This is a genomic window from Sporosarcina sp. FSL K6-1540 (assembly GCF_038620285.1).
Taxonomy (GTDB): Bacteria; Bacillota; Bacilli; order Bacillales_A; family Planococcaceae; genus Sporosarcina; species Sporosarcina psychrophila.
In genome coordinates, this window is the sequence record NZ_CP152018.1 from 4,625,782 (window position 1) to 4,650,356 (window position 24,575).

General features: G+C 40.6%; 19 protein-coding genes. 6 read left to right on the plus strand and 13 right to left on the minus strand.

Going from position 1 to position 24,575, the window contains the following annotated elements:
• Positions 1-40 precede the first annotated feature (40 nt).
• Complete coding sequence (gene xylF / locus MKY15_RS22250) at positions 41-1,138, minus strand: D-xylose ABC transporter substrate-binding protein (RefSeq protein WP_187045225.1); 1,098 nt, start codon at positions 1,136-1,138, stop codon at positions 41-43.
• Positions 1,139-1,551: 413 nt separating this feature from the next.
• Between xylF and MKY15_RS22255 the strand changes: the two genes are divergently transcribed.
• Positions 1,552-2,049 carry a hypothetical protein gene (locus MKY15_RS22255; RefSeq protein WP_187045226.1) on the plus strand — a complete coding sequence of 166 codons (498 nt, stop codon included), beginning with the start codon at positions 1,552-1,554 and terminating at the stop codon, positions 2,047-2,049.
• A gap of 195 nt (positions 2,050-2,244) precedes the next feature.
• A complete protein-coding gene (gene cobT, locus MKY15_RS22260; RefSeq protein ID WP_187047922.1) occupies positions 2,245-3,303 on the plus strand; it encodes a nicotinate-nucleotide--dimethylbenzimidazole phosphoribosyltransferase in 1,059 nt (352 codons plus the stop codon).
• Positions 3,304-3,560: 257 nt separating this feature from the next.
• Here the strand turns inward: cobT and MKY15_RS22265 are convergent, their stop codons facing one another.
• The 3 genes from MKY15_RS22265 to MKY15_RS22275 form a co-directional block, all read right to left on the minus strand.
• A complete protein-coding gene (locus tag MKY15_RS22265) occupies positions 3,561-4,061 on the minus strand; it encodes a GNAT family N-acetyltransferase (protein ID WP_342538621.1) in 501 nt (166 codons plus the stop codon).
• Positions 4,062-4,154: 93 nt separating this feature from the next.
• Positions 4,155-5,603: a DEAD/DEAH box helicase gene (locus tag MKY15_RS22270; RefSeq protein ID WP_342538622.1), complete on the minus strand. Its 1,449-nt coding sequence runs from the start codon at positions 5,601-5,603 to the stop codon at positions 4,155-4,157.
• A 136-nt stretch (positions 5,604-5,739) separates the two neighbouring features.
• Positions 5,740-7,215 carry a YdiU family protein gene (locus MKY15_RS22275; protein WP_342539805.1) on the minus strand — a complete coding sequence of 492 codons (1,476 nt, stop codon included), beginning with the start codon at positions 7,213-7,215 and terminating at the stop codon, positions 5,740-5,742.
• A 495-nt stretch (positions 7,216-7,710) separates the two neighbouring features.
• Between MKY15_RS22275 and MKY15_RS22280 the strand changes: the two genes are divergently transcribed.
• Positions 7,711-8,658, plus strand: a complete 948-nt coding sequence (locus MKY15_RS22280; RefSeq protein WP_342538623.1) for a nucleoside hydrolase — start codon at positions 7,711-7,713, stop codon at positions 8,656-8,658.
• 12 nt (positions 8,659-8,670) lie between these two features.
• Here MKY15_RS22280 and MKY15_RS22285 read toward each other — a convergent pair whose 3' ends face one another.
• From MKY15_RS22285 to MKY15_RS22295, 3 genes are read right to left on the minus strand one after another with little or no spacing between them, the layout of a single operon-like run.
• Positions 8,671-9,795, minus strand: a complete 1,125-nt coding sequence (locus MKY15_RS22285) for a Ger(x)C family spore germination protein (RefSeq protein WP_342538624.1) — start codon at positions 9,793-9,795, stop codon at positions 8,671-8,673.
• Positions 9,792-10,904 carry a GerAB/ArcD/ProY family transporter gene (locus tag MKY15_RS22290; RefSeq protein ID WP_342538625.1) on the minus strand — a complete coding sequence of 371 codons (1,113 nt, stop codon included), beginning with the start codon at positions 10,902-10,904 and terminating at the stop codon, positions 9,792-9,794. Before MKY15_RS22290 ends, MKY15_RS22285 begins: the two co-directional genes overlap by 4 nt.
• Positions 10,905-12,401 carry a spore germination protein gene (locus MKY15_RS22295; protein ID WP_342538626.1) on the minus strand — a complete coding sequence of 499 codons (1,497 nt, stop codon included), beginning with the start codon at positions 12,399-12,401 and terminating at the stop codon, positions 10,905-10,907.
• 516 nt (positions 12,402-12,917) lie between these two features.
• Here MKY15_RS22295 and MKY15_RS22300 point away from each other — a divergent pair.
• The gene (locus tag MKY15_RS22300; RefSeq protein WP_067210719.1) at positions 12,918-13,538 is read left to right on the plus strand and encodes a hypothetical protein; all 621 of its coding nucleotides are present in this window, start codon (positions 12,918-12,920) and stop codon (positions 13,536-13,538) included.
• A 236-nt stretch (positions 13,539-13,774) separates the two neighbouring features.
• Here MKY15_RS22300 and MKY15_RS22305 read toward each other — a convergent pair whose 3' ends face one another.
• From MKY15_RS22305 to MKY15_RS22330, 6 genes are all read right to left on the minus strand, one after another.
• Positions 13,775-13,978, minus strand: a complete 204-nt coding sequence (locus MKY15_RS22305; protein WP_067210720.1) for a hypothetical protein — start codon at positions 13,976-13,978, stop codon at positions 13,775-13,777.
• Positions 13,979-13,996: 18 nt separating this feature from the next.
• The gene (locus MKY15_RS22310) at positions 13,997-15,454 is read right to left on the minus strand and encodes an NCS1 family transporter (protein ID WP_342538628.1); all 1,458 of its coding nucleotides are present in this window, start codon (positions 15,452-15,454) and stop codon (positions 13,997-13,999) included.
• 280 nt (positions 15,455-15,734) lie between these two features.
• A complete protein-coding gene (gene preA / locus MKY15_RS22315) occupies positions 15,735-16,997 on the minus strand; it encodes an NAD-dependent dihydropyrimidine dehydrogenase subunit PreA (RefSeq protein ID WP_338656140.1) in 1,263 nt (420 codons plus the stop codon).
• 12 nt (positions 16,998-17,009) lie between these two features.
• Positions 17,010-18,353: an NAD(P)-dependent oxidoreductase gene (locus tag MKY15_RS22320; RefSeq protein WP_231885681.1), complete on the minus strand. Its 1,344-nt coding sequence runs from the start codon at positions 18,351-18,353 to the stop codon at positions 17,010-17,012.
• A gap of 28 nt (positions 18,354-18,381) precedes the next feature.
• A complete protein-coding gene (hydA, locus tag MKY15_RS22325) occupies positions 18,382-19,785 on the minus strand; it encodes a dihydropyrimidinase (protein ID WP_067210730.1) in 1,404 nt (467 codons plus the stop codon).
• 223 nt (positions 19,786-20,008) lie between these two features.
• Positions 20,009-21,256 carry a Zn-dependent hydrolase gene (locus MKY15_RS22330; RefSeq protein ID WP_067210732.1) on the minus strand — a complete coding sequence of 416 codons (1,248 nt, stop codon included), beginning with the start codon at positions 21,254-21,256 and terminating at the stop codon, positions 20,009-20,011.
• Positions 21,257-21,450: 194 nt separating this feature from the next.
• Here MKY15_RS22330 and MKY15_RS22335 point away from each other — a divergent pair, with 194 nt between their 5' ends.
• Entirely contained in the window at positions 21,451-22,620 is a 1,170-nt protein-coding gene (locus MKY15_RS22335) for a PucR family transcriptional regulator ligand-binding domain-containing protein (RefSeq protein WP_067210734.1), read from the plus strand.
• 22 nt (positions 22,621-22,642) lie between these two features.
• Entirely contained in the window at positions 22,643-24,193 is a 1,551-nt protein-coding gene (locus MKY15_RS22340) for a PucR family transcriptional regulator (RefSeq protein ID WP_067210736.1), read from the plus strand.
• Positions 24,194-24,575 lie beyond the last annotated feature (382 nt).

A 24,575-nucleotide genomic window follows, 5' to 3' on the forward strand; every position in this document is an offset into this window, starting at 1 on the left:
TTAAAGGGGGACTCACTCCCCCACTTTCAATAAAGTTAACTTATGGTCGTGCTGGACGCTCGCTCTCTGGAACGTTTTTATAAACTTCGTCATACGTATGGAAACCATCCTTGATCACTGTATCAATGATATTTTCCTTACCCACTTTAATTGGATCAAGCTTAATAAAGGGCACATCAATTTTGCCGTTATTTACAGTCGAATCTGATGAGATTTTTTCTCCTTTTGCCAGTTGCACTGCCACTTCTGCAGATTTAATCGCAATCGCTTTAATAGGTTTATAAACTGTCATTGTTTGAATTCCTTCTGCAATACGTTGTACGCCAGCTAGATCGGCATCTTGCCCTGAGATAACTACTTTTCCAGCCAATTCTTGAGCATCCAGCGCCTGAATTGCTCCACCGGCTGTATTATCATTAGAAGCAACAATTGCATCAATATCATTTTTGTTCGCTGTTAAAGCATTTTCCATTATTTTTAGTGCCTCACTTGCATCCCAGCCCTTGGCCCATTGATCGCCGATAATTTGAATGTCACCACTATCAACAAGTGGTTGAATAATATTCATTTGTCCTTCTCTGAACATTTTGGCATTATTATCTGTTGGAGATCCGCCCATTAGGAAGTAATTCCCCTTAGAAACTTTTTCCACCAGGTATTCAGCCTGCATTTCACCTACTCGTACGTTATCAAAAGAAACATAGGCATCGACATCTGACCCATTTACTAGACGATCATAGGCTAATACAGGAATCCCTTCACTTTTGGCTTTGTCAACAACGGGTGATAAAGCATCCGAGTTAATCGCGATGATGACTAATACATCAATTTCTTGTGATAACATATTTTGAATTTGTGACAATTGTTTTTCCTCATCACCATTTGCAGATTGAACGATTACTTCTGCACCAAGTTCTTCGGCTTTCTCTACGAAGAAATCACGGTCATGTTGCCAACGTTCTAACGTCAAATCGGATACTGAAAGACCAATTTTGAGTTTTGAATCGGACTTTTCCGTTTTGCCAGGCTTACTACTACTCTCATTTCCACTACCTGCATCTTGACCACAAGCCGCCAATAAAAGCAGCACCAATAAAATAGAAAAGACATAATGTAACCCCTTACATTTACCAACCATAAACAAATCCCCTTTTTTCTAAATTGTCTAATAATAGACTGTATTGAAATACTACCACCACGAACTTAGTTTGTCTATTAGGTAAACTAAGATTATTGTATAACTCACTACAAATACCTTTTCTGCTATCCCCACTCATTGGATTGCATGAGGTTCTTCTTATTTGATGATTTGTAAGTTAAGCAAAAGGTATAATACATTTTTAATATCGTGAGAGCCATATATGTATATTCCGGATTGAATTACGAGCAAAAACAACCTCCCCATGGCCTGCTTCTATTGTTAATGAGTGCTCCAATTTTGATGAAAGTCATTATTCCCGGAAAATAAATTTCTGGAAATCGGGACAACTTGTAACACTTTCCAACAATTTTAATATATTAGTAATAGCTTATATAAAAGGAGGTGATAAAATGCGTGATTATAGAAACGAAGACAAATGTAAGTATTACCATGAATACGGATGTGAAGACAAGCGAAAAGATAAATGCAAATGTGACGACAAACGTAAAGATAAATGCAAATGTGAAGATAAACATAAAGATGATCATAGGTTAAAACCTATGGTATTATCAACAGGTGTATTGAATACGGTTGTTGGCCAAACTGCAGCTCATATTGAAGTAGCTAACCTTGATCCAACTAGAACCTTTCAAGTAAGGGTACAAGTTATCAATTGGAATAGTGGTGGTCCAGAAGTCCTGCTCAATCAATTAGTGACTCTTTTACCGAATCAACACATCAACTTAAGTCAATTCGTTGAACCATTCCACTATGAAGTTAGAATCTTTCATCCTGGAAGTCCGAATGTTATTGCGAATACTTTTGCAATAAATGCAGGGACTTTCACTCTTCCTGGTTTAACCTTCAACCAAAAAGACCTTATGAAGTTAGATGTATCTTTCATTTAATTTCAAATTCCCCCAATAAATAACCCAGAAGCACCTCATGCTTTTGGGTTATTTTTCTATTACCTGTACATCTAAACATTCACAAGTGTTTCTTACACAGCATACTTCAAACTAGTATAATGGTTTACAAGACTGTTTTCACACGGTCCTATAGCCCCCTTACTAAAATCGAAAAGAGAGTTGGGACAAACAATGATGAATATAGACATACCTTTGTTGAATAAAGCAGCGGGAGAAAAAGCAACTTCTTACATAGCAACATTAACAAAACCTTTAGGTAGTTTGGGCAGGTTGGAAGAAATCGCAATTAGTCTGGCAGAAATGACAGGTAATTTGACTCTAGAGATTACACCACCAGGCATCATCGTATTTGCTGCCGATCATGGCATTGTAAAAGAAGGTGTTTCCGCTTATCCACAGGAAGTGACGCTCCAAATGGTAGCAAATATTGTAAATGGCGGAGCCGCTATCAATGTATTTGGTAGACAAATCGGTGCAAAATTCAAAGTCGTCGACGTAGGTGTAGCGGGAGATGTAACAGAGGTGCAAGTTATTCATAAGAAAATTCGTCAGGGCACTGGAAGCTTCCTCACCGAATTAGCAATGACACGAGAAGAAGCAGAAAAAGCGGTACTCATCGGTTATGAAGAAGGGATTCAGATTATAGAAAGTGGGATCAAATGTCTGATTATCGGTGAAGTCGGTATCGGCAACACGACAGCAAGTAGCGCTGTTCTAGCATCGATTACTGGTGCAGACCCCGCTGCAATTGTCGGATTTGGGACTGGTATTTCCACTGAACAGCATAATCGGAAAGTTGCGGTTGTTCGTGATGCAATCAGCTTACATCAGCCGAAACCGACGGATGCCATTGATATCCTGTCGAAAGTGGGCGGACTTGAAATGGCGGCAATGGCTGGTGCAATGCTCGCCGCTGCAGAAAAGCGGGTACCTATTCTTGTCGATGGTTTTATCTGTACGGTTTCCGCTTGTCTAGCTAAATTGATGGCTCCTACTGTAGTAGATTATATGATTTTATCGCATCAATCAGTAGAACCTGGACATACAACGGCAGTCAAACATTTGCAAAAAGAGCCGTTACTCCAACTAAATATGCGTCTCGGCGAAGGGACCGGTGCAGCCGTCGCTTTCCCGATTCTACAATCCGCAGTCAATATGATCAATGAGATGGCTACATTCGAAAATTCCGGTGTATCGGGCAAAGACGAGACAGAAGTGATAATGAATTCATAACAACGCAATATTCATAGAACAATTTTAAAACCTGACGCATAAGTGAATGGTGGTCAAAAAAATAGCAAAAACGCCAAGTTCACTCCGAACTTGGCGTTTTCATTAAATATATCTAGACATTCCCACAGTTACTCCCAACAAGCCAAGAACTGAAGAAGACCATCTCCTGTAATTTTCGGATGCATATATATGCACTGATCAATCATGATCGTTTATACTTTCAAGTTCATTTGAAAAATATGACAGCATCCATGCAATTAACTTTCTATCCAAAAACGTCTAACCACCGTTCCATCTTCTTCAATAAAGCTCTTGTCTTCAATGCCGCCATTCTTCTCTATCGTTTTTGCTGATCCAATATTGTCTTCATTACAAGTTACCAGTACCCGATCGATTCCGAGTTCACCGCATTTCTTCAATGCCTCTGCAAGAATCCATGTCGCATAGCCTTTCCTTCTTTCCGCAGGTCTCACACCATACCCGATATGCCCGCCGACATTGTGTAAGTAATCTGTCAGATCGTGCCTGATGTCGACCATCGCTAATATCCGGTCATTATAACCCACCAAAAAATAATTCGTACTAGGCACCCATTTTCCGTCTCCGCTTTCTCGGATTTGCAGTGCTTCTAAATACGTTTCATAGTCCTCGTGACCAGCTACATTAAAACTGCTGGGCGTTATCCGGGATTCATCCCACTCTTTCATGTAATCTTCATGCTCGTTTTTCCATTCAATGGATGGTCTCACTAATCGCATAGCCATTTCCCCATTCCCTGTTTTTATAAGTTACCTGTTAAAGACTCAAAAACAAACAATTCATTCGCCGACTTAAATTTGCGGATTGCAGCTTCAAATGCTTTTAGCCTGGCTAACTTTTAATTTCTTTCCTTTGATTGTCGTTTCTTTCATTGCCTGCATAACTAATGAACCTTTGTCATTCAGAATATCAACATAAGTCAACTCATCCTGAATGGTAATAATACCGATATCATCTGCTGTTACTCCAGGAATCTTCGCAATCGTGCCAACAAAATCTACGGCTCGAAGCTTCTTCTTTTTTCCACCATTGAAATGGAGTTTCATGACATCCTTGTTTGGTTGCACATGTATAGTATTTTTGGTTTTCTGACGACCACTGACTTTTTCATCGAAAGCATTTTTTCCAACAGCTACTTTCTGCTGCGTCGGCGCTTCCAAAACAGGTATCTCAAAGCCAATGTATGCTTCAATTGCTTTAATGAGTTTGCTGTCATTTGGAGTTGCAAACGTAATTGCTTTTCCTTTATTACCAGCACGACCGGTTCTGCCAGTTCGATGAACATAGCTCTCTTTTTCCACGGGAACGTCAAAGTTGATGACAAGTGTTATTTTAGCTACATCAATTCCCCTTGCAGCTACATCGGTCGCCACAAGATAACGAAAATTCCCCATTTTGAAGCCTTCCATAACCGCAAATCGGTCCTCCTGTACAATTCCACCATGAATCTTTTCACAAGAATAGTTAGACCTTTCCAATTCCGCAAAAACTGTGTCAACTTGCCCCTTAGTTCTGCAGAAGATAATACAGCTATCTGGGTTTTCAACAACAGTAATGTTTTTCAGCAATGCCATTTTCCCTGCTTCTTTCACTTCAATTACGCTATGTTCAATTGCACTCGTCGTGACTCCCGTAGAAGCGATTTGAATAGATATAGGTTTTTTCATATAGGTATGGCAAAGATTCTCAACCTTTTTAGGCAACGTAGCGGAAAATACCATCGTTACTCTAGTAGGCGGAAGTTTTTGTATGATAGCTTCTACTTGGGCAACAAAGCCCATAGTCAACATTTCATCAGCTTCATCTATAACCAAGTATTTTATTTCATCTACACAAAACGTTCCTCTTTCAATATGGTCCATCACACGCCCAGGAGTACCGACGACGATATGTGTTTTTTGTTCCAACTCTTCCTCTTGTTTACTAAAGGATTCTTTGCCGTAAACCGCTAGGGCTTTAATTCTTTTAAAACGCCCAATAGCTGTTACATCCTCTTGAACTTGAACAGCAAGCTCTCGAGTCGGCGTAAGAATTAATGCCTGTGGATTTTCCTTCTCCCAATCAATCATTTCGCAAAGAGGGATACCAAAAGATGCCGTCTTGCCACTGCCTGTTTGAGATTTCACGATGAGATCCTGATTTTCCAGTGCTCTCGGCATGACTTCACTTTGAACCTCCGTTGGCCTTTCATATTTCAACAAGGCAAGTGCTCTTGTTATTTCATCGCTTAAATTATAATCCTCAAAACTTCTTTCACTCATATAAGTAACCTCATTTATTATTATTTGACCCCGTTTTTTTCTGATTAAGTTTAGTCATCCCTAAACTAAAATAATGCTACCCAATACATAAGGTAGCATTATTTTGTACTGCTAGCAAACCATGAAAAGCCAATTATTAAGTCCCACAAAATGTTTGGTAAGGCCTTGTTGATTGCGCGGGAAGTGTGGAATAATCATCCTTCCCAGGAGTGTACGCATACGGATTTGATAGAACTTCTAATAGCCTTTCCATCACACTGTAATCACCTTGGTTCACCGCGGCTTCTAGTGCAGCTTCTACCCGATGGTTCCGTGGGATTAGTACAGGATTACTATCCCGCATTAACTGCTGTGAGCTGATCTTTGATTCTTGCTGTCTGCCTAGTCTTGACTGCCACAGTGCATACCAGTTGGTAAATTCCGGAGTCCCAAAAAGGACATTATCTTCTAAATTATCATACGTTAACGCGCGAAAAGTATTGGTAAAGTCAGCGCGATGTTTCTGCATTAGTCGAAGAAGGTCTTCAATAAGGGATTCATCCTGTTTCTCTTCAATAAATAGTCCTAGTTTCGCTCTCATTCCCGCGAGCCAATTCGCATGATAGTGCTCAGGGAAATCGGAAATGGCATCTTGCGCCAGTTTGGCACCCTCTGCATAATCTTCATGCAGTAATGGTATTAGGGTTTCAGCAAATCGCGCAAGATTCCACCCGACGATATTCGGCTGATTGCCGTAAGAGTAGCGACCTTGAATGTCAATGGAACTGAAGACCGTTGCTGGGTCATAGGTATCCATGAAGGCACACGGACCATAATCGATGGTCTCCCCACTTATCGTCATGTTATCGGTATTCATTACTCCATGGATAAAACCAACCATTTGCCATTGTGCAACCAAGGCGGCCTGACGCTTGATCACTCCCTGAAGCAACGCAAGATAGCGCCTTTCATCAGTTTCAACTTCAGGAAAATGGCGCTGTAGTGCGTAGTCGGCCAAAACTTGTAGTTCCTCATCCGTGCCCCATTTTGCAGCGTATTGAAAGGTTCCGAAGCGTAGATGACTGACGGCCACACGAGTCATAATGGCACCTGGAAGATCGGTTTCACGGATGATAAATTCACCGGTTGTCACTACTGCTAGACTTCGAGTAGTAGGAATACCAAGCGCATGCATGGCTTCACTGATGATGTATTCGCGTAACATTGGTCCAAGTGCCGCGCGACCATCTCCCCCGCGGGAATAGGGTGTTCGGCCCGAACCCTTAAGCTGAATATCAAACCGTTCACCTAAAGGGTTTATCTGTTCGCCAATTAACATTGCCCGGCCGTCCCCTAACATCGCAAAGTGCCCAAATTGATGGCCCGCATACGCTTGAGCAAGCGGCAAAGCGCCTTCAGGAATTCGATTCCCAGCAAGCACTGCCACTCCATCTTCGCTTTGCAACTCATGGACATCCAATCCCAAGGAAATTGCCAAGGAATCATTGAAAATGATCAACTTCGGTGACTGTACAGGGTTAGGGCTGAGGTTTGTAAAAAATGATTTTGGCAGACGGGCATAACTATTATCTAAATTCCAGCCTGATTCTATTAGTTCTTTTCGGTTTGTCATCGTATCTTCTATCTTCCTTTCGTCTGTTTGCCTGATTTTTTTATATAAAACATAAATCACGGTATCCCTATCCATAAGGTAGTCCTTCGTAGTGTCTTCTTCTGTTAATTTAGTATACCCTTTCCACACGTTGGTAACTCCCTTAGTTTTTCGCTAACTATGCAGGGTGCACTAATGTGTTTCCCATAAGTGTCGTATACAGTGACCGACAGCGTACCTACTCCAACATTCTCAGTTCTTTATCATAGATTTTTGTCGTTTAGATGCGCGTGTATTTCAAGCATCACTCAAAACTTACGCCACATTTTAACACGATATTTGAACCATCAGGTCAGTGTGATATACCCGGCCATTTCACCATAATATAGTATAAATGGATTTAACTGAAATCCCGTGTGGATAAGAACTTTCCTGCGACACATACTTTGGTCATACACAAATTGAGCACAGTTTTTTCAGTTCAGTAAATAATTACACTGAAAGAGGGGTATTCTATTGGCAAAAAAAGTTCTTTTATTTGGTGATATTGGAATAGATGACACAGTGGCCCTTATCTACGCCCACTTTAATAACGAGATTGATATCGTCGGAGTGGTAGCCGATTATGGGAATGTATCAAGAGAAGATGCAATGTCAAATATTCGCTATTTGTTTAACCTATTTAATTTCCCCAATAACATTCCAGTCATAAGTGGTGCAGAAATGCCGCTGACTGCCGAACTCCCCACCTACTATCCGGAAATCCATGGCGTACATGGTCTCGGACCCATAGTACCGGATGACTATGAATTCGTGATAGAAAACTTCCTGGAGATTGTAAATATAATTAAAATGTATAAGGATGAGCTGATTATCGTAAATATTGGTCGCCTGACTTCTCTTGCTACATTGTTTATTCTTTATAAAGAATTAATGGGCAACGTGAAGGAATTTTATATTATGGGGGGAGCATTTGGGGTACCTGGAAATGTAACACCTGTCGCGGAAGCAAACTTTCATGCAGATCCTGTAGCGGTGAAAATCGTCCTTTCTTATGCCAATAATGTCACAATAATCCCTTTAAACGCAACACAAAAAGCAATTGTCACACCTGAAATGGTCGATTATATTGATCACTTTGGAAAAACCGCAATCTTTAAGTCGTTAATGGACTTTTACACCGAATTTTATCAAGAAAGGGATCCAACTCTTCAAGGAAGCCCCGTGCATGACGCGCTTACACTTATGGCGGTCATACACCCTGAAATGTTTACGTTCAATTCGCACCCTATCGAAATCGGTCAGCAATTGGAAGGAATTACAAGGGGACAAAGTATTGCTGATATACGTCCAGCTGACCAATTATATGACAATGAAAAAAATCACCGCATTGCATTTGACTTGGACTATGAGACATTTTTCCACAACTTCCTGTCTGTCATGACAGGTAAACAGTCAAAATAAGGCGAGTACTAATCATTCAAAAACTCCACTTCTAAGCAGTGTAAAGTCAACATGGACGTTAACTTTCATTTCCTTGTACAACTCATGCCATTTCTCTTCCGTCAATTCAGAATGACGTACAGAGCTTCTATAAATCTCACCATAGCCAAAAACATCCGAGCCAATGTTTTGGCAATAGGCAATTACCCTTGATATTTCACTCGACAGACTCTTACTGATCGCTTTTTCAAGTGCTTCCACCTTTTTAGAATTTCCAACATTAACGTTAGGTTTTATTTCTAATAATCTTGCTTGCACTGTAAGGTATAGGTCAAATTCAGGAGTTTTTGGATTGACTAACTTCACTTCTTTATGCGTTTTTATCGGATCGAATACCAGATTAATTTCATCAGGAGGATCCTTCAGTAAAGATGAAGGTAAATCATCCCCTTTAATTTTCAATTCAAATACTCCAGCATGATAATCATCTCGACTTAACTTCACATAAAAGCTATCATCGATAGAAAGTTTACCTATCATTTTGTCCTTTTTAAATAAAGCGATTCCAGAAATCTCTATTAGCTCCTCATCTCTTCTTATAATAGGCATCGCTATGTCCCTGCCCATGAAATAATAATCTTTGGCTACGTCATGAAGAGTGGATGAAACCACTTGCTCACTTTTAATATTTTGCTCTACCAGCTTATAAATATGTTCCCCAATATCCTCTATATCTGGGTATTGGTATTCCAGTAAGGCTTTCGTTTGACCTTCAACAACTGCCATAATAATATCCCCACTCATTGCAGGATTTTTCAACAAATTTTCAATGTAATGACCAATACCGTCTTGGGCAAACTCTTCACCGAATAAGACCCCCCTCAATTGTCCGCTCATTATTTTTTCAGCTGCTCTGCGATTGATTTTTGAACGTGTCCCTTGACTTGTTTCGTTTTCAGCAGTAATAACTGCAACTTTACTTTCTAACTCTGTGCTCACTTGGCGAACAACCGCTGTAGTCTCTACGCCTTCCTCTTTACCCAAGTCATAGCCAATTAAAGTGACTAAACCTACCCTTTCAAGGAGTTTTGTTTCTGCACATCCTACCAAACCAATGAAAAGAAATAGCAGTAGTAAAAAACAACAAAAATTTTTCATTCTATTTGCTCCTTACGTGATTTGATTTTCCTTTTCGCCACTGCTAAGACATACAAGATGATAGGATAAACAAAAACAATATAAAACGCCACCTGGCCAAAGTAATTATTAAATGTATTTATTTGAAGTCGAGTTTTAAGTGTTAAGCTTACAATTAATATGATGAGCGAGAATACCCAGACGAATTTATTCGCACTTACCTTTACTAGTCGTCTGGTTCCGCGAAAAGCAGCCCATAGAAATAGACACAGGTTCGGCAAAATAATCAACATCCAAAAACAAACCGCTATATACTCAAATCGTTCAATGAACGGAAATTTAACAATACTAAATAAAGACAAAGTCGCCCAAATGGTTTTAGTTAATTGTTCCCCGCTGAAGTAAGTTAACGAAACCAACATGATGGCAAGGTAAATCAATGTCGTCACGAACAAACCAAGATGAATATTTTTTTTTGCATTCTTTTTATCCTTTATAAAGGGATAAATCACAAATAATATTTCAAATCCAACAACCGTAAAGGTCATGGACTTTACACCTTTCAGTATTTCGCTCATATTAGCCTCTAAAATCGGAAGAAGGCTTCTCAATTCTATATATTTCATTGGATAAGCCAACATCGGGAAAAGCCATATGGAAAGTATAAAACTAAAAAAAGAAACGCCTACAATTACCCGCAGACCACCGGTAAACGTGTAAATTACAATTAATAGCAATGAAGCCGCAATAAACCAAGTATTTAAATTCGGAAAAACCCATGTTTGAACGACCTCAATATAGTTTCTCAAAACGGAGAAAAAGGCACCTAAACAATAAAAAATATAAATGATATTTAAAAAATTCCCTAGCCATTTACCAAATACATCTTGATGAATTCCGTATAAATCATTTGAACCGTATATTTCCAACGTTTTAAGCATGAAAATTGCGATAATATGCGTGGCGAGACCTGCGAGTAGTACAGAAATCCATGCATCATGTTTTGCGTCCTGGTATATAATCCGTTGAAATCCTTGAATCCCGATTCCGATTTGAGCGGTATGAATGATGAAAAAAAGTAGAAAAGCATTAATTGTATCAGTGGGACCAATTTGTATGGAATTTTTCACTTATTTCACCTTCTGTTCATTTTTCTCAGGATTTATCGGTTGCGGCTCATATTTATCTTCATCCTCCGGTCTGGTATTTGAAGGTCTCTTAAATGTAAACGGCAACGGCAACCTGACAAGACTATCCCGCCAATCAAGCAAGCGAGGAGGATAAAAAGGCGCTGTATACGGCGAACCTAGGCTTGTTTGACGCAAAAGATGGATTAGGATAAAACAAAGCCCCAGCATAATGCCGTAAAATCCCCAAAGTCCTGCTAATACTATTAACGGAAACCGAATGATTCTGATGACATTACCCATCATGTAACTTGGTGTTGTGAAGGATGCCAACGCCCCTAAGGCGACGATAATAATTAAAATATTACTCGTAATCCCTGCTTGTACGGCTGCGGTTCCAATAACAATACCGCCAACAATACCGATCGTTTGACCAACCTTCGACGGTAATCTAACTCCAGCTTCTCTAAGTAGCTCAATAATGAGTTCTAAAAGTAGGGCTTCAAATAAAGGGGGGAAAGGAACCAATGCTCTTGATTCACTTAGCGGGACTAAAAGAGATTGCGGAATTACTTCATAATGAAATGTCAATGCTGCTACATATAAAGGGGATAAAAAAACAGATAGGACGACTGCACTAAATCTTAATAACCGGGCAAATGTAGCAATTTGCCATCGAAGATTTTGATCCTCCTGACTTTGGAAGAACTCAAGAAATGAGTGTGGACATACGATTGCAAGGGAACTTCCATCCACGATGACCCCTAATTTGCCATTCAAAAGTTCAGCACAAAGCTTATCCGGTCTTTCTGTTAGTAACATTTGCGGAAAAATCGATAAAGAGTTGTCGTCTATCATTTGCTCAAGAATCGAGCTATCTAATACCGAATCCACTTTAAGGTCGGCAATCCTTTGTCTTAGCGTATTCACCATTTCATCGGAAGCAACGCCTTTAATGTATAACATCGCAATCGTTGTCTTCGATTGCTTTCCAACTTCTAATTTTTCATTGCATAGATTTGGGTTTTTTATATACCTCCGAATCAAGGAAATATTTGTCGACAGACTTTCAGTAAACCCAACTTGGGCACCGATTACCTGGGATTCGTTTTCCGGTGCTGATAAAGCCCGTGATTCATTGGTGGGGATATTAGCCAATACAACTTGCGAGTACCCTTCAACATGAATAAGTACCGTTCCATCCATCATTGCAATTACGGCTTCCCCTATTTCATCAGCCAATTTCACCTGCGCTATTGTCAGGGTGGATATTATATTTTCTGGTGATTCATTTGTATGCTTCAACAAGTCCTTAAGGATATGATTATTTAACGTCGGGACATCCACTAGGTTCTCTATATAAATGAGCGTAAGATTCGGTAATATCGATTTAGTGATTAAATCAGATGAATTGTGAGTAGCATCTTTTATCGACTGAATAAAAATATCACCAGAAGTTGATATCTGTATTTGTATTTCTTCTGTGTTTTTTTCAGCCACAACTCTTGCCTGTTTTTCCTTGGAAGATTTTTTGGACTTTTTGTAAAACAGTAGACTCACCTCATTTGTATCTTTGTCCCTAGAATAGCCTTTTGAGGGAGAATCTATACCCTTCTTTCGGCTTCAGTTAACGGGGAGAGATGGGGTTAATGGGGCGTACGCACTCTGTCTCCCCATTTTTTAAGGCGTTGTTTTTTCAAAGTATCCTGGAATTGGTCATTCCAATCAACCACAGTTATTAGCAGATTTGGAAATACTTCAGTCAAAAGAGCGTACGAATTCCCGTTCCACATCTGTATATAAAATTTTCAGTTCATTTTCTCTAGCTATATTCACCAATGAAAATGGTTTTATGTTGAACACTCACTACTAAGTGGTAGTCTAGCAAAAACTACCTAAAACCAACCTCTATACCAATCCCTTCCAGACACTTCGTATTTCAACATAAAGGGTTCAGCTCTTCCCTCTGCGGGTATCACAAGTTGTGAAGCTTGTTTTACAGAAGGGGATATATATATGTTTGGACTCAAAGATTTACTGTCATTGATTACTTCTGCATTTATCATCTTGCCTCTTGTCATTTTTTTGAGGGAGTCTGGTTACTTTATTGTCAGTGGCATTTTCGGTGTTAAGAACCCAAGGTTGACCATTGGATCAGGTCCTCGGATTTTCAAAATCGGATTCTTTGATGTGCGAAAATATTATCATGTGTATAGTTGGTTTTCCTATGACTCATTGAAAAGAAAAAATAATTTTGCATATATATGTGTTTACTTGGGACCGATTCTTTCCAATCTTGTATTTGCTGTTACTATAAATGCACTTCTAGCCAATGGGATGCTTCACGAGTATAGAACATTTTGGGAGCGATTTATTTTCTATGCGTTCTATTATGTACTTTTTGACGCCATTCCCATGATAACTGTAAACGGTAAGCCGAATAACGGAATGATCATTTATGAAATGCTACGGCATGGTAAACGAACCGACTACAATAACGAGCCTTTTATCCCAGCGACTAGTGACGTAGAAGAGCAATATCAGAAAGAAATGGAAGGTATTCAAGAACTGGAAGAGGATAAAAAAAAGGCTAAACAAAGTATTATAAAGGAAATCCAAGACTTAAAGAAGAAATGAATGAATACACTCCTATCCCATCACGTGTATGAAATGTTTAACAAAAGAGGAAGTGAACCAAAACTTATTGGTGAACTTCCTCTTTCTTGGTTGCAACGTCCTACATTTTCCACAAAGTTTATACCTTCATATTGGCCACCCTTTGCCAATGAAGATCATTGTACAACTTTAAAACTCTATTCTAGTAAGTAATAGAATAGAGTTTTAACCGCATCATATTAAATTGACATGCCTTCTTACAACTGCGTTTGTTCTTGGAGCTTTGCCGCGAGATATTTACGCGCGTCGGCGGTCAGAATCTGCAACCGAACTTCTTCCTGCCGTTCAAACTCGACAAACATCCCGCTTAAATTTTCATACACATAATGGACTTTAAAGCCCCTATCTAAATAGTCATCTACTTTTTTCATTTCATCCATGCTTAGTAAATGATCAGACATACACACACCTCGCTTTTCTTATTCTTCACCTTTTGCTTCGATTTCTTGCACGATAATATCGTCCCAATCGTGACCAACTGTAATACCTAAATACTTGGCGTCACTAGGATCGTCTAGTTCGGCTTGCGGGTACTTTTTAAACCACCAATATTTCGCCAAGACATAGTACACGAGTGCCCCCACGAAAAAGCCCACCAATGAAGAATACGTTGGGAACATATTCGCTAAGACACCACCAATCACCCAAGCGATTAGCCCCGCTAAGTTAAAGCCATTCATATACTTATATTGGCCGTCTAACTCGTACAGATCTTTTACGTTCACACGACGTTTACGGATTAAATAATAATCGGCGAATAATATCCCCACAATTGCTGTTAAAATACCACCAATGATTAATAGCGCATTTACTAAGACGCCAAATAGGCTCCATGGCTGTGCTAAAATCCCAATAATTCCCGCAATAATAACCCCAGCCCAGAACGGTACTTTGGGTCCACCAATGTTTGAGAAAATCGTGGCCGCAGGAATCACGTTTGCGGATGTATTTGTAGACCATTGCGCTAACACAATCATCAGCAATAAAATTCCTAACGCAATTCCACTTGCACTTTGCTGCAAGGCATTTATCGGATCAGCAGATGCCACGGCCATATAACATACTGCACCAATGGCTACGATAAATGTGTTGGTAATCGGCATCACGATTAAAGAACCAACTAACTGTGTTTTATTGCGTTTGAACCAATTGCGCTCATTTTTTGGCGCTTTAAAGAAACGTGATAGTGTTGGCATATCAGCTGCTAACGTTGCCCAGAATCCCATGTTCGCCATCATCACGACCATGAAAGCAGTAAAAGCTGCCATCCCTGTCGTTGGTGATTCCACCCATGCCCACACGTCTTTCCCTTGTGCCGTTGCTTTATCAGCAAGCGTATAGTACATCCAGCACGATATTAAAATAATAACCGGCGCCGCAAAATCCGCAAAGCGCTCAATGGATTTAATGCCAAGCGATGTGTTAATTAACTGCAATGCCGCAAAAATAAGGAAACATAAAAACCAATTATTAAAGTCGAATAATAAATTCAAAATCCCATTGATGGCCATTGCACCAAAATAGGTGTTAAGACCGAACCAACAAGCCGCTGTCACCCCACGAACGAGCGATGGTATATGCGTGCCAATTGTACCAAATGGGGCACGCATATAAACCGGGAAGGACAAGCCGTGCTCAATACCAATATCACCGATTAATGTCATAAATACGCCGATTAAAACAGAACCTATCATTGTCGCTAAAATCACCATCGGCAATGGCAAACTTATAATAGCAGATCCACCAATTGCAAAGGCGGCTAAAACGATGGCCATGCCTACCCAAATCACTGCAAAACCAAATGTCCCGATACTTCTTTTTTGATGTGTAACTGGAAGTAAATCTGGTGATTTTAAATAATCCCCACCATTCGCCATTCATGTCTCTCCCCTATAGTAGATTTCCAGTTAACAATGAAAAGCGGAAGGCGCCTTGATAGACCCGAAGAGCACTGGATGACCTTAAGATAAAGGCGCTCTTTGCCCCTTTAACTTAGGACTGAAGCGACTCGAGCGGCTAGGCGCTTCAGTCTAGACACTGCTCCAAGTCTAAAAACGTATACTTTCTTACCTGCAAACAAACAATTGACCTCTTTTTATGGCTCTACACCAAAATCTGTACTTGAGAGCATATTCCACTACTGGTGAACTTTACTTTTTAACGAGCAAAACTGCTGATTAGTGATTGACGGTCGTTCCAAGTCATTGGCGCAATAGAGGACATTCTTTCGACCATCGAAATCGCACCGTCTACTGGGCACACAATCGAACATAAATTACAGCCTACACAATCTTCTTCACGCACCTTTAGCATCGGACGACCACTCTCTGTGTACATGTCAATACATTGATGTGACGTATCTTCACACGCAATATGGCATTTATTGCAATTAATACAGACATCATTATTAATTTCAGCAACAACTTTGTAGTTTAAATCTAAGTCACCCCAGTTAGAATAACGTTGTACCGACTGACCGACAATATCCATCACCGAGGCAATGCCCTTCTCATCCAGATAATTATTAAGTCCGTCAATCATATCTTCGACAATACTAAACCCGTGGTGCATCGCTGCAGTACAAACTTGTACGCCTGTTGCACCCATCAGCAGAAATTCCGCAGCATCCTGCCAATTTGAAATCCCACCAATGCCTGAAATTGGTACATTGACGAAAGGATTTCGCGCACATTCTGCGACCATATTTAGTGCAATCGGTTTGACAGCAGGCCCACAATATCCGCCATGTGCCCCCTTCCCACCAACATGTGGAACCGTATTCCATGAATCTAAATCGACACCCGCTAAGCTGTTAATCGTATTAATCATACTAACGGCATCTGCCCCGCCACGCACTGCCGCTTCCGCCGTCATCGTAATATCCGTAATGTTTGGCGTTAACTTGACGATAACAGGTGTACGTGCAACTTCCTTCGCCCAGTGCGTTTGCTTTTCAACCAATTCAGGGACTTGACCAGAAGCAGCCCCCATTCCTCGTTCTGCCATCCCATGTGGACAACCAAAATTAAGCTCAAGACCATCAACCCCGACAGCTTCTACTTTTTTAACAATCTCATGCCACTTTTCCTGCTGTGGCTCTACCATTAATGAAGCGATAATGGCATGATTAGGAAACCTTTTTTTCGTTTCAAGAATTTCCTGTAAATTAACCTCTAACGGACGATCTGTAATGAGCTCAATATTATTAAAGCCCGCTACTCTCTGTCCGTTAAAGCTGACAGCCGCAAAGCGCGATGAAACATTTAAAATTGGTTCACCCAATGTTTTCCAGACTGCGCCACCCCAGCCCGCTTCAAATGCACGTTGCACTTGATAGCCCGAATTAGTCGGTGGTGCAGATGCTAACCAAAATGGATTCGGTGATTTAATCCCCGCTAAGTCAATTCGTAAGTCCGCCATGCTCCATCCCCCCTATGCGATCTCGCTCGGTTTTCTTAAACGCTCATGAATGATGTAAGCAGCATCTTTACCTTGCTGTGCAGCTGTTACCACCATTGCTTCCCCTTGGCCATTACCAAACACGACATCTCCACAGGCAAACACTTTGTCATTCGATGTTTGCATAGTCGTTTCGTCAATGTCTACTACTCCATTCGTATGTTGTAATCCAAACGCTTCAATGAGTGAGACAAAGCGCGTTTGTCCAATTGCTTTAATGACCGCGTCCACCTCTATAACAAACTCAGACCCTTTGATTACTTCAGGTCGTTGCCTGCCGTCTACACCCGCCTCTCCAAGTTTCATCTTGACGCATTCAAGTCCCACTACTTTCCCTGCCTCATCACCGATAATTTGTTTCGGCGCTGTCAGCCACTTAAATCCAACGCCATCCTGCTTGGCAAATTCATATTCAAACTGATAGGCAGTCATCTCTTTTTCTGTTCTTCTATAGAGAATGTCTACCTGCTCCGCACCTAGTCGCACAGCACAGGTTGCACCATCGATAGCTGTGTTACCAGCACCGATGACCGCAACACGTTTACCGATTAAGTCTTCTGTCAGTGCACCCATTTTCGTGTGCTTTACAAACTCAATGGCATCATGAACGCCAGCTAGTTCCTCACCTTTAATGCCAAGATTAGGCACGGCCCCCATACCAACCGCTAAAATAACACTGTCATATTGCGCTAAAATTTCTGCAGCAGAAATATCCACGCCTACTGTTGTGTTTGTTTTAATGTCAACACCAAGCTTTACAACTTGCGCCACTTCCCAATCCACTACATCATTCGGTAATCGGAATGACACGATGCCGTAGTTGCCCAAGCCACCCGCCTTTGCTTCTGCTTCAAAAATTGTGACACTATAGCCAAAGCGACTAAGCTCACGTGCTGCCGATAAACCAGCTGGACCAGCGCCAACGATCGCTACCTTTTGTCCATTTGATTGACCTTTTTTAAATAGCTCGACGTCTGATTCCATCGCCCAATCCGTTGCATAACGTTGCAAGTGCCCTATTTTAATAGGCTTTGTCGAGGAATTTAACACACATGCACCTTCACATAATTCCTCGGTCGGGCATACTCGCGCACAGCTTGCACCAATCGGGTTGGCCTCCATAATCGTCATGGCCGAACCTTTCATATTACTGGAAGCAATTTTCTTGATGAAATTCGGTATTTGAATACTTGTCGGACAAGCTGTAATGCAAGGTGCGTCATAGCAGTACAGACAACGATTAGCCTCTTCTTGTGCTTCATTTTTTGTCATCCTGCTAGTCATTTCCACAAAATTCCGTTCGAGTTGCGAAGTCATTGAAACATTCCTCCTCATGGATTGATGTTTACACGTTGATTGTTTGCGCGGTCGTCGGTTGTAGTGCACGCTTGATATATCGGCCACTGCCTAATGCTCCTACAAATTGTTTGTTTTTAATGACGTATTCTCCACGCACAAGTACACTGATTGGCTCTCCAGTCACTTCCCAGCCCTCATACGGGTTGTAGTCTACATTCATATGATGGGTATTCGCTGAAATTTCACGTTTTACCGTAGGATCAAAAATTACGATATCGGCGTCAGAACCAATAGCAATCGTTCCTTTTTGTGGATATAAGCCGAAAATTTTTGCGGCACTTGTCGAAATCATATCGACAAAGTCATAGATGGAAATTCGCCCTTTCGCCACACCTTCAGAAAATAAAATACTGAAACGATCTTCGATAAACGGTCCACCATTTGGTATTTTAGAAAAGTCATTTAACCCTAATTGCTTTTTCCCGTTAAAGCTAAATGAACATTGGTCCGAACCAATTGTTTGCAGTTGCTTGGCTTTTAAAGCATTCCACAAATGCTCTTGATGATATTTCGGGCGAAGTGGCGGTGACCAAACATATTTCGCCCCCTCGAAGCCTGGCTGTGCTAACGCTGACTGATCGAGCGTTAAATAAGGTGGACATGTTTCGCCATACACGTCATAGCCCTTTTCACGTGCTGCGATAATTTCATCCAAAGCCTCTTTACACGTCACATGTACAACATACAGCTTGGCACCTGCGATATGCGCTAGTTCAATGGCCCGTTTCGTCGCCTCACCCTCTAATTCCGCGGGACGTGTCAGTGCGTGATAAATTGGCGCCGTCTGACCAGCTTGCTTCGCCTCCTCAACTAATTCATCGATGACTGAGCCATTTTCACAGTGCACCATGACAACAGCGCCAATGTCTTTTGCAATTTTAAAGGCTTTGAACAGCGTACGGTCTGTCGCCTGGAATTCTTTCGCGTAAGCCATGAACACCTTGACAGATGTAATCCCTTCCTGCTCTAGTAACAACGGTAACTCGGCCTCTGTTTCAGGCGTTAAATCACCAATCATTAAATGGAAACCGTAGTCAATGGCTGATTTGCCCTTTGCTTTTACATGCCACTTTGCCACAGCCGTCGCAAGTTTTTCTTCACCCGCAGATAAGCAAAAATCTAAAATGGTCGTCGTCCCACCAAATGCTGCCGCAACTGTTCCCGACTTCCAATCATCGTCTGTCACCGTGTTGTTGAACGGCATATCCAAATGCGTATGCGGATCAATTCCCCCAGGCATCACGTATTTACCCGTAGCATCTACAATTTCCGCTCCATAAGCTGATAAGTTTTTGCCGATTTGCACAATTTTGCCGTTCTCTATTAAAATATCTGCCTCATACATATCTGTTGCTGTCACAATGAGTCCACCTGTAATCACTTTTTTCACACTACCCTCACCCTTCGATTAATTAATGTAAAGTTTGTCAATATCCATTAATACGCTAGCTCTCCACCGTGGAGGGGAGGTTAATTTCCGTCCAGCTGGGGTCGTCCAACCTTCACTCCAATCAACCCGCATTCTAATGATATGCAGTTTAATCCAACGTCATCTCTAACTTTTAGTGATGAACCAATGTGCTAGCGAATTATAGTATTTCAACCTGCACTCATCATGAGTTCAGTGTGTATTTTTCGCCCATGCTGAACTTCTTTTGTAGTGTCAACACGGTTTCCAGTAACACGTCTGCCCCCTTTGCACAGTCTTCAAATGTTGTTTCTTCCTCCTCGCAATGACTTTTCCCCTTGATACTTGGAACAAAAATCATTGCCGAGGGGATGAAGCTCGCGATATACTGTGCATCGTGCCCCGCCCCGCTGAACATACGTTGGAAGGAATAACCAAAGTCATGACATGATTTTTCCACTTCATTGCATATAGCTGCATCAAATAATACGGTCTCCCGCCCCCATAGCTTGACCGGGCTAATGTGGCAACCGCTTTCCTCTGAAGCTAGACCTTTCAATAGCTTTTCTACTTTGAGCATCACCGCTGGATTTTGATGACGCGAATCCATAGTAAACACTACTTCGTTCGGAATGACTGTATGAATATTAGGTGCCACGTGCATACGCCCAAATGTGAACACAAGCGCTTCGTCGATTTTACTTAGCTGCTCATGCAAAGATGAAATTATACGAGACGCCACAATCATCGGGTCTTTACGCATCGACATTGGCGTTGTGCCAGCGTGATTTGATTCACCTGTCACGGTAATTTCATAGCACACCATGCCTAAAACGCCTTCTACCACCCCAATGTCACGTTGCTTTGCTGCTAATACCGGTCCTTGTTCAATATGCAGCTCAATATATGCAAGGGCTTCTGTTAAGCGATTTCCTTGCTCCCCCGCGTAGCCACTCGCCTGTAATGCTTCTTGAAAAGTAATACCATTTTTATCGATAGATTCTAGCATTTTTTCTTTACTGAATTTTGAAGCAATGACACCGGAACTCATCATCGCCGGATCGAAGCGCGCACCTTCTTCATTCGTAAAATTCACAAGCATTAATGGGATCTCGAGCTCAATGTCGTTTTCCTTTAACGTTCGTATCGCCTCTATTGCGGTTAAAATACCTAAGACACCATCAAACCTGCCACCTTTTTCAACCGAATCTAAATGTGATCCCATTACGATGGGTGGGCACTCTTTTTTTCCTGGTAGAATCGCATAGATATTTGCCATATCGTCTACTTGAATGTCCATCCCTAACTCTATGCATATTTCACAAAAATAGTCTCTCGCTAATACATCCTCTTTTGAAAGGGACAAACGGGTTACGCCTCCATTGGCAGTTGCACCAAATTGACTAAATTGTTCAATTAACCCCTGTAATCTACTACTATTACATTTATACATATGCAAGTCCTCTCTTTCACAGTAATAAAATAGTGGTTGTTTACGAAAATTCTAAATTAATAGTTATCAATAAGTGGTTGTTTATGACAATCATAAAATAGAAACTATTTGGAAGATATGGATATAAAACTAAGAAAGTATGTGCAAGTGCACAATATTTATGGTACGTTATTTGTATAATAAGGGGGACTGTTATGGGAACGATTGGCAAAATCCTAGAGGGGGCTCTATTCCCGATGCTGACATTAGTAGCTGGAGAAAGCGGTTTGTATCGAAAAGTTTCAGGTATTAACGTAGTAGAAAGCATTGATTTAATCACGTTTTGCCGACCAAATGAATTAGTTGTAACAACAGGCATTAACTTTCCACACCAAAATACATCCTTAGAACAACTCGTTAAACTGGCGTACACTAAAAAAATAGCTGGTATTATCGTGAATACGGGACCTTATATTCCTGACATTTCCGAATCGGTCATCTCGTTTGCCAATGAGCATGAATTGCCCATTTTCCAAATGCCTTGGGACCGCCGTGTAGCCGACCTTTTAAAAACGACATTTCAATTTATCGCCACCCACGAGCAAGAACAATCCACCGAAGACCAAGTCCTTTACAACTTACTGTTTCATTACAAACAGCACGTCGATTCCACAAGGCAAAATTTAACCCAACTTGGATTTCCACAAGGCGCAGAATTGGCCATCATCACTTGTACAACAACAGATGCACGCAGTAGCATTGGCCGTTACGAGGTCCTCATTCAGTTTGCATTCCAAAATAGATATAAACGGTTTTTAAGACTCAAGCACAAAAACCACCTCATCTTTCTCATCAATCGAACACAGATCACTACATCCAATAGTCCTTTCTCAAAAACAGTTGAAGACATCTACGACAAGATCACCCAGAAAAGCGGCAGCTTAAATGTCATCATCGGCAAAGGGAATTTTTATGAAGACTACGAAAACATCCATAAAAGCTACGAGGAATCACTCACTGTCATTCAATTAGCACAGTTGCACAACAACCGCTTCTTATACAAATATAAAGAAATTGGAGCCTATAAAATTATTATGGGTGTGCAAAACCGGACATTAATTGAATCTTTTAGCCAGGATATACTTGGACAACTTTATCGATATGATGATTTACACAACACCGATTACGTGTCATTTTTACGTATTTTCCTTGAAGAAAACGGCAGTACGAGTAAAATTAGTGAACGTCTATTCATTCATCGCAACACTGTCCTATATAAAATCAAAAAAGTTGAACTGCTATTAGATATAGACGCCACCAACCCTTTTACAAAAACCAATTTGTATATGGCCTTTTTAATAGAAGATGTGTTGACGCATCAATAATTATGCGTGATAGGAGGACACTATGAATGAATTTCCACTCACTATAGCAGATGTACTGACGAAAAAGTTATTCAGTAGCGCGAAGCTTCTTGCTGGTGCAGAGGGGCAACTCAATATCATCAAATGGGTGCATATCGTCGAAACTATGGATGCTGCCAAATTATTAAAGGGCAATGAATTAATTTTGACTACGGGTATTCATTTGAAAAACAATGATGATGACTTCCATCACTTTATTCACCAATTAATAGCATCCAAATCAGCTGGGCTGTGCATTGAGCTCGGTAGCGTCATTCAAGAAATTCCTGATTGCATACAGCAACTGGCGACGGACTACCAATTCCCTCTCATCATCTTTCATCAGGAGGTAGCCTTTGTCGAAATCACACAAGAAATACACAGTATCCTCATCAATCAGCAATATGGCATGGTGAAAAACCTAGAGAACTACGCACAGCAAATTAATAAATATACACTGACCGCCAACAATTACGAGCAAATTTTAATGCACCTCTATAAACATCTTGGCTTGCAGGTCATCTTTACATTTAATGGGCAAAAGCCTGTGTTTATTCCCAATATTCAGCAGGACAAGTATGATAAGATGCAACAACAGTCAAGCCCTGATTATGTGGAAAAACATGTTATTCGCTGTGAGGTGAATATTTTCAACCAATATTATGGGGAGGTTTGTTTGTTTTCCCCACAGCGCGTCGTCAATGAATACGATGCACTGATTTTAGATCGCACGGTTATTGCACTTTCACACTATTTATTGCGGGTTTTGTATAGCGAGGAAAAAAAGGCTGTGGAGGATCGTGAAGTTCTAGAGCAATGGCTGAATGGGTTATCCAATATGGAGGAATTGACGCATTTCCTGCAAGACCATCATGCAGATATCACAACAAGTAATTGGCTGGTCATGATTCTTCAAATCCACAAAAGCAAAAGCAGTGATTTAACGTACTATAAGCTGTTTACGCGCAATGTCTTAGAGAAGTTAGAATTCTATCCGTTTATCATAGAAAAGCAACAACAGCTTATTTTTATTTTAGCGAATATACATGCGCAAGAAACATATAAGCAACGTATCGAACAAGCCATTACACAAATCCATGACAATCAGCAAAAATATAAATATGGTGACTTTAAAACTTCAGTCGCTGTAGGAAAATACGTGACTCATTTCCAAGCTCTCAATACTAGCTTTCTAACAGCCAAAGACACCTTACACATTCGATGGAAAGATCCACAGCTTTCGTATTTTTACGAGGATTTACACCTCCATCATTTAATTTTGCAATTACAAAAAAATCCATATATTATGGACATGATGACCGAATATATACAGCCCGTTATTGACTATGACCGCAAGCATAGCAGTAAATTAGTCGAAACGTTAAAAGTATATTTACACACCAATGGTCAAAAAAAAGACACTGCCGAACGCCTGTTTATCGTTAGACAAACACTGTACCATCGTTTGGAAAAAATTGAGCAGTTGCTAGGCTCAGATTTTATGCAAACAGAAAAGCGATTAGCACTAGAGTTAATACTGTTTAGCGACAACTAACCATTCTCTTCACTCACCTTATGTGAAAAGCAACAGCCTATTTATTTTACATTGTGTATAATGCTATTTTCACCGAAAAATCGGATAATAGATTTATAGCATGACACTAGCGTCGCATTAATTCTACCCACTCGCTCTAAATACTCAAAATATTCGTTATTTTTTGCAAACTAAAAGTTCTTTTATAATGGATAAAGCCAGCTGGTACCCTTCCAAATCCAAATGAAAACGAACTTGTCGCACAAGTATAATTGTAAATAAAAACCAAATGGATGGAATCACCTCTATTGAAGTGTTTCCCTTTTTGGCTCTGAACTGTGAAATTTAATAGAGTGAATTTTCTGCCTGTATTTATGCAACGCTAGTGATAGCATGATGATAA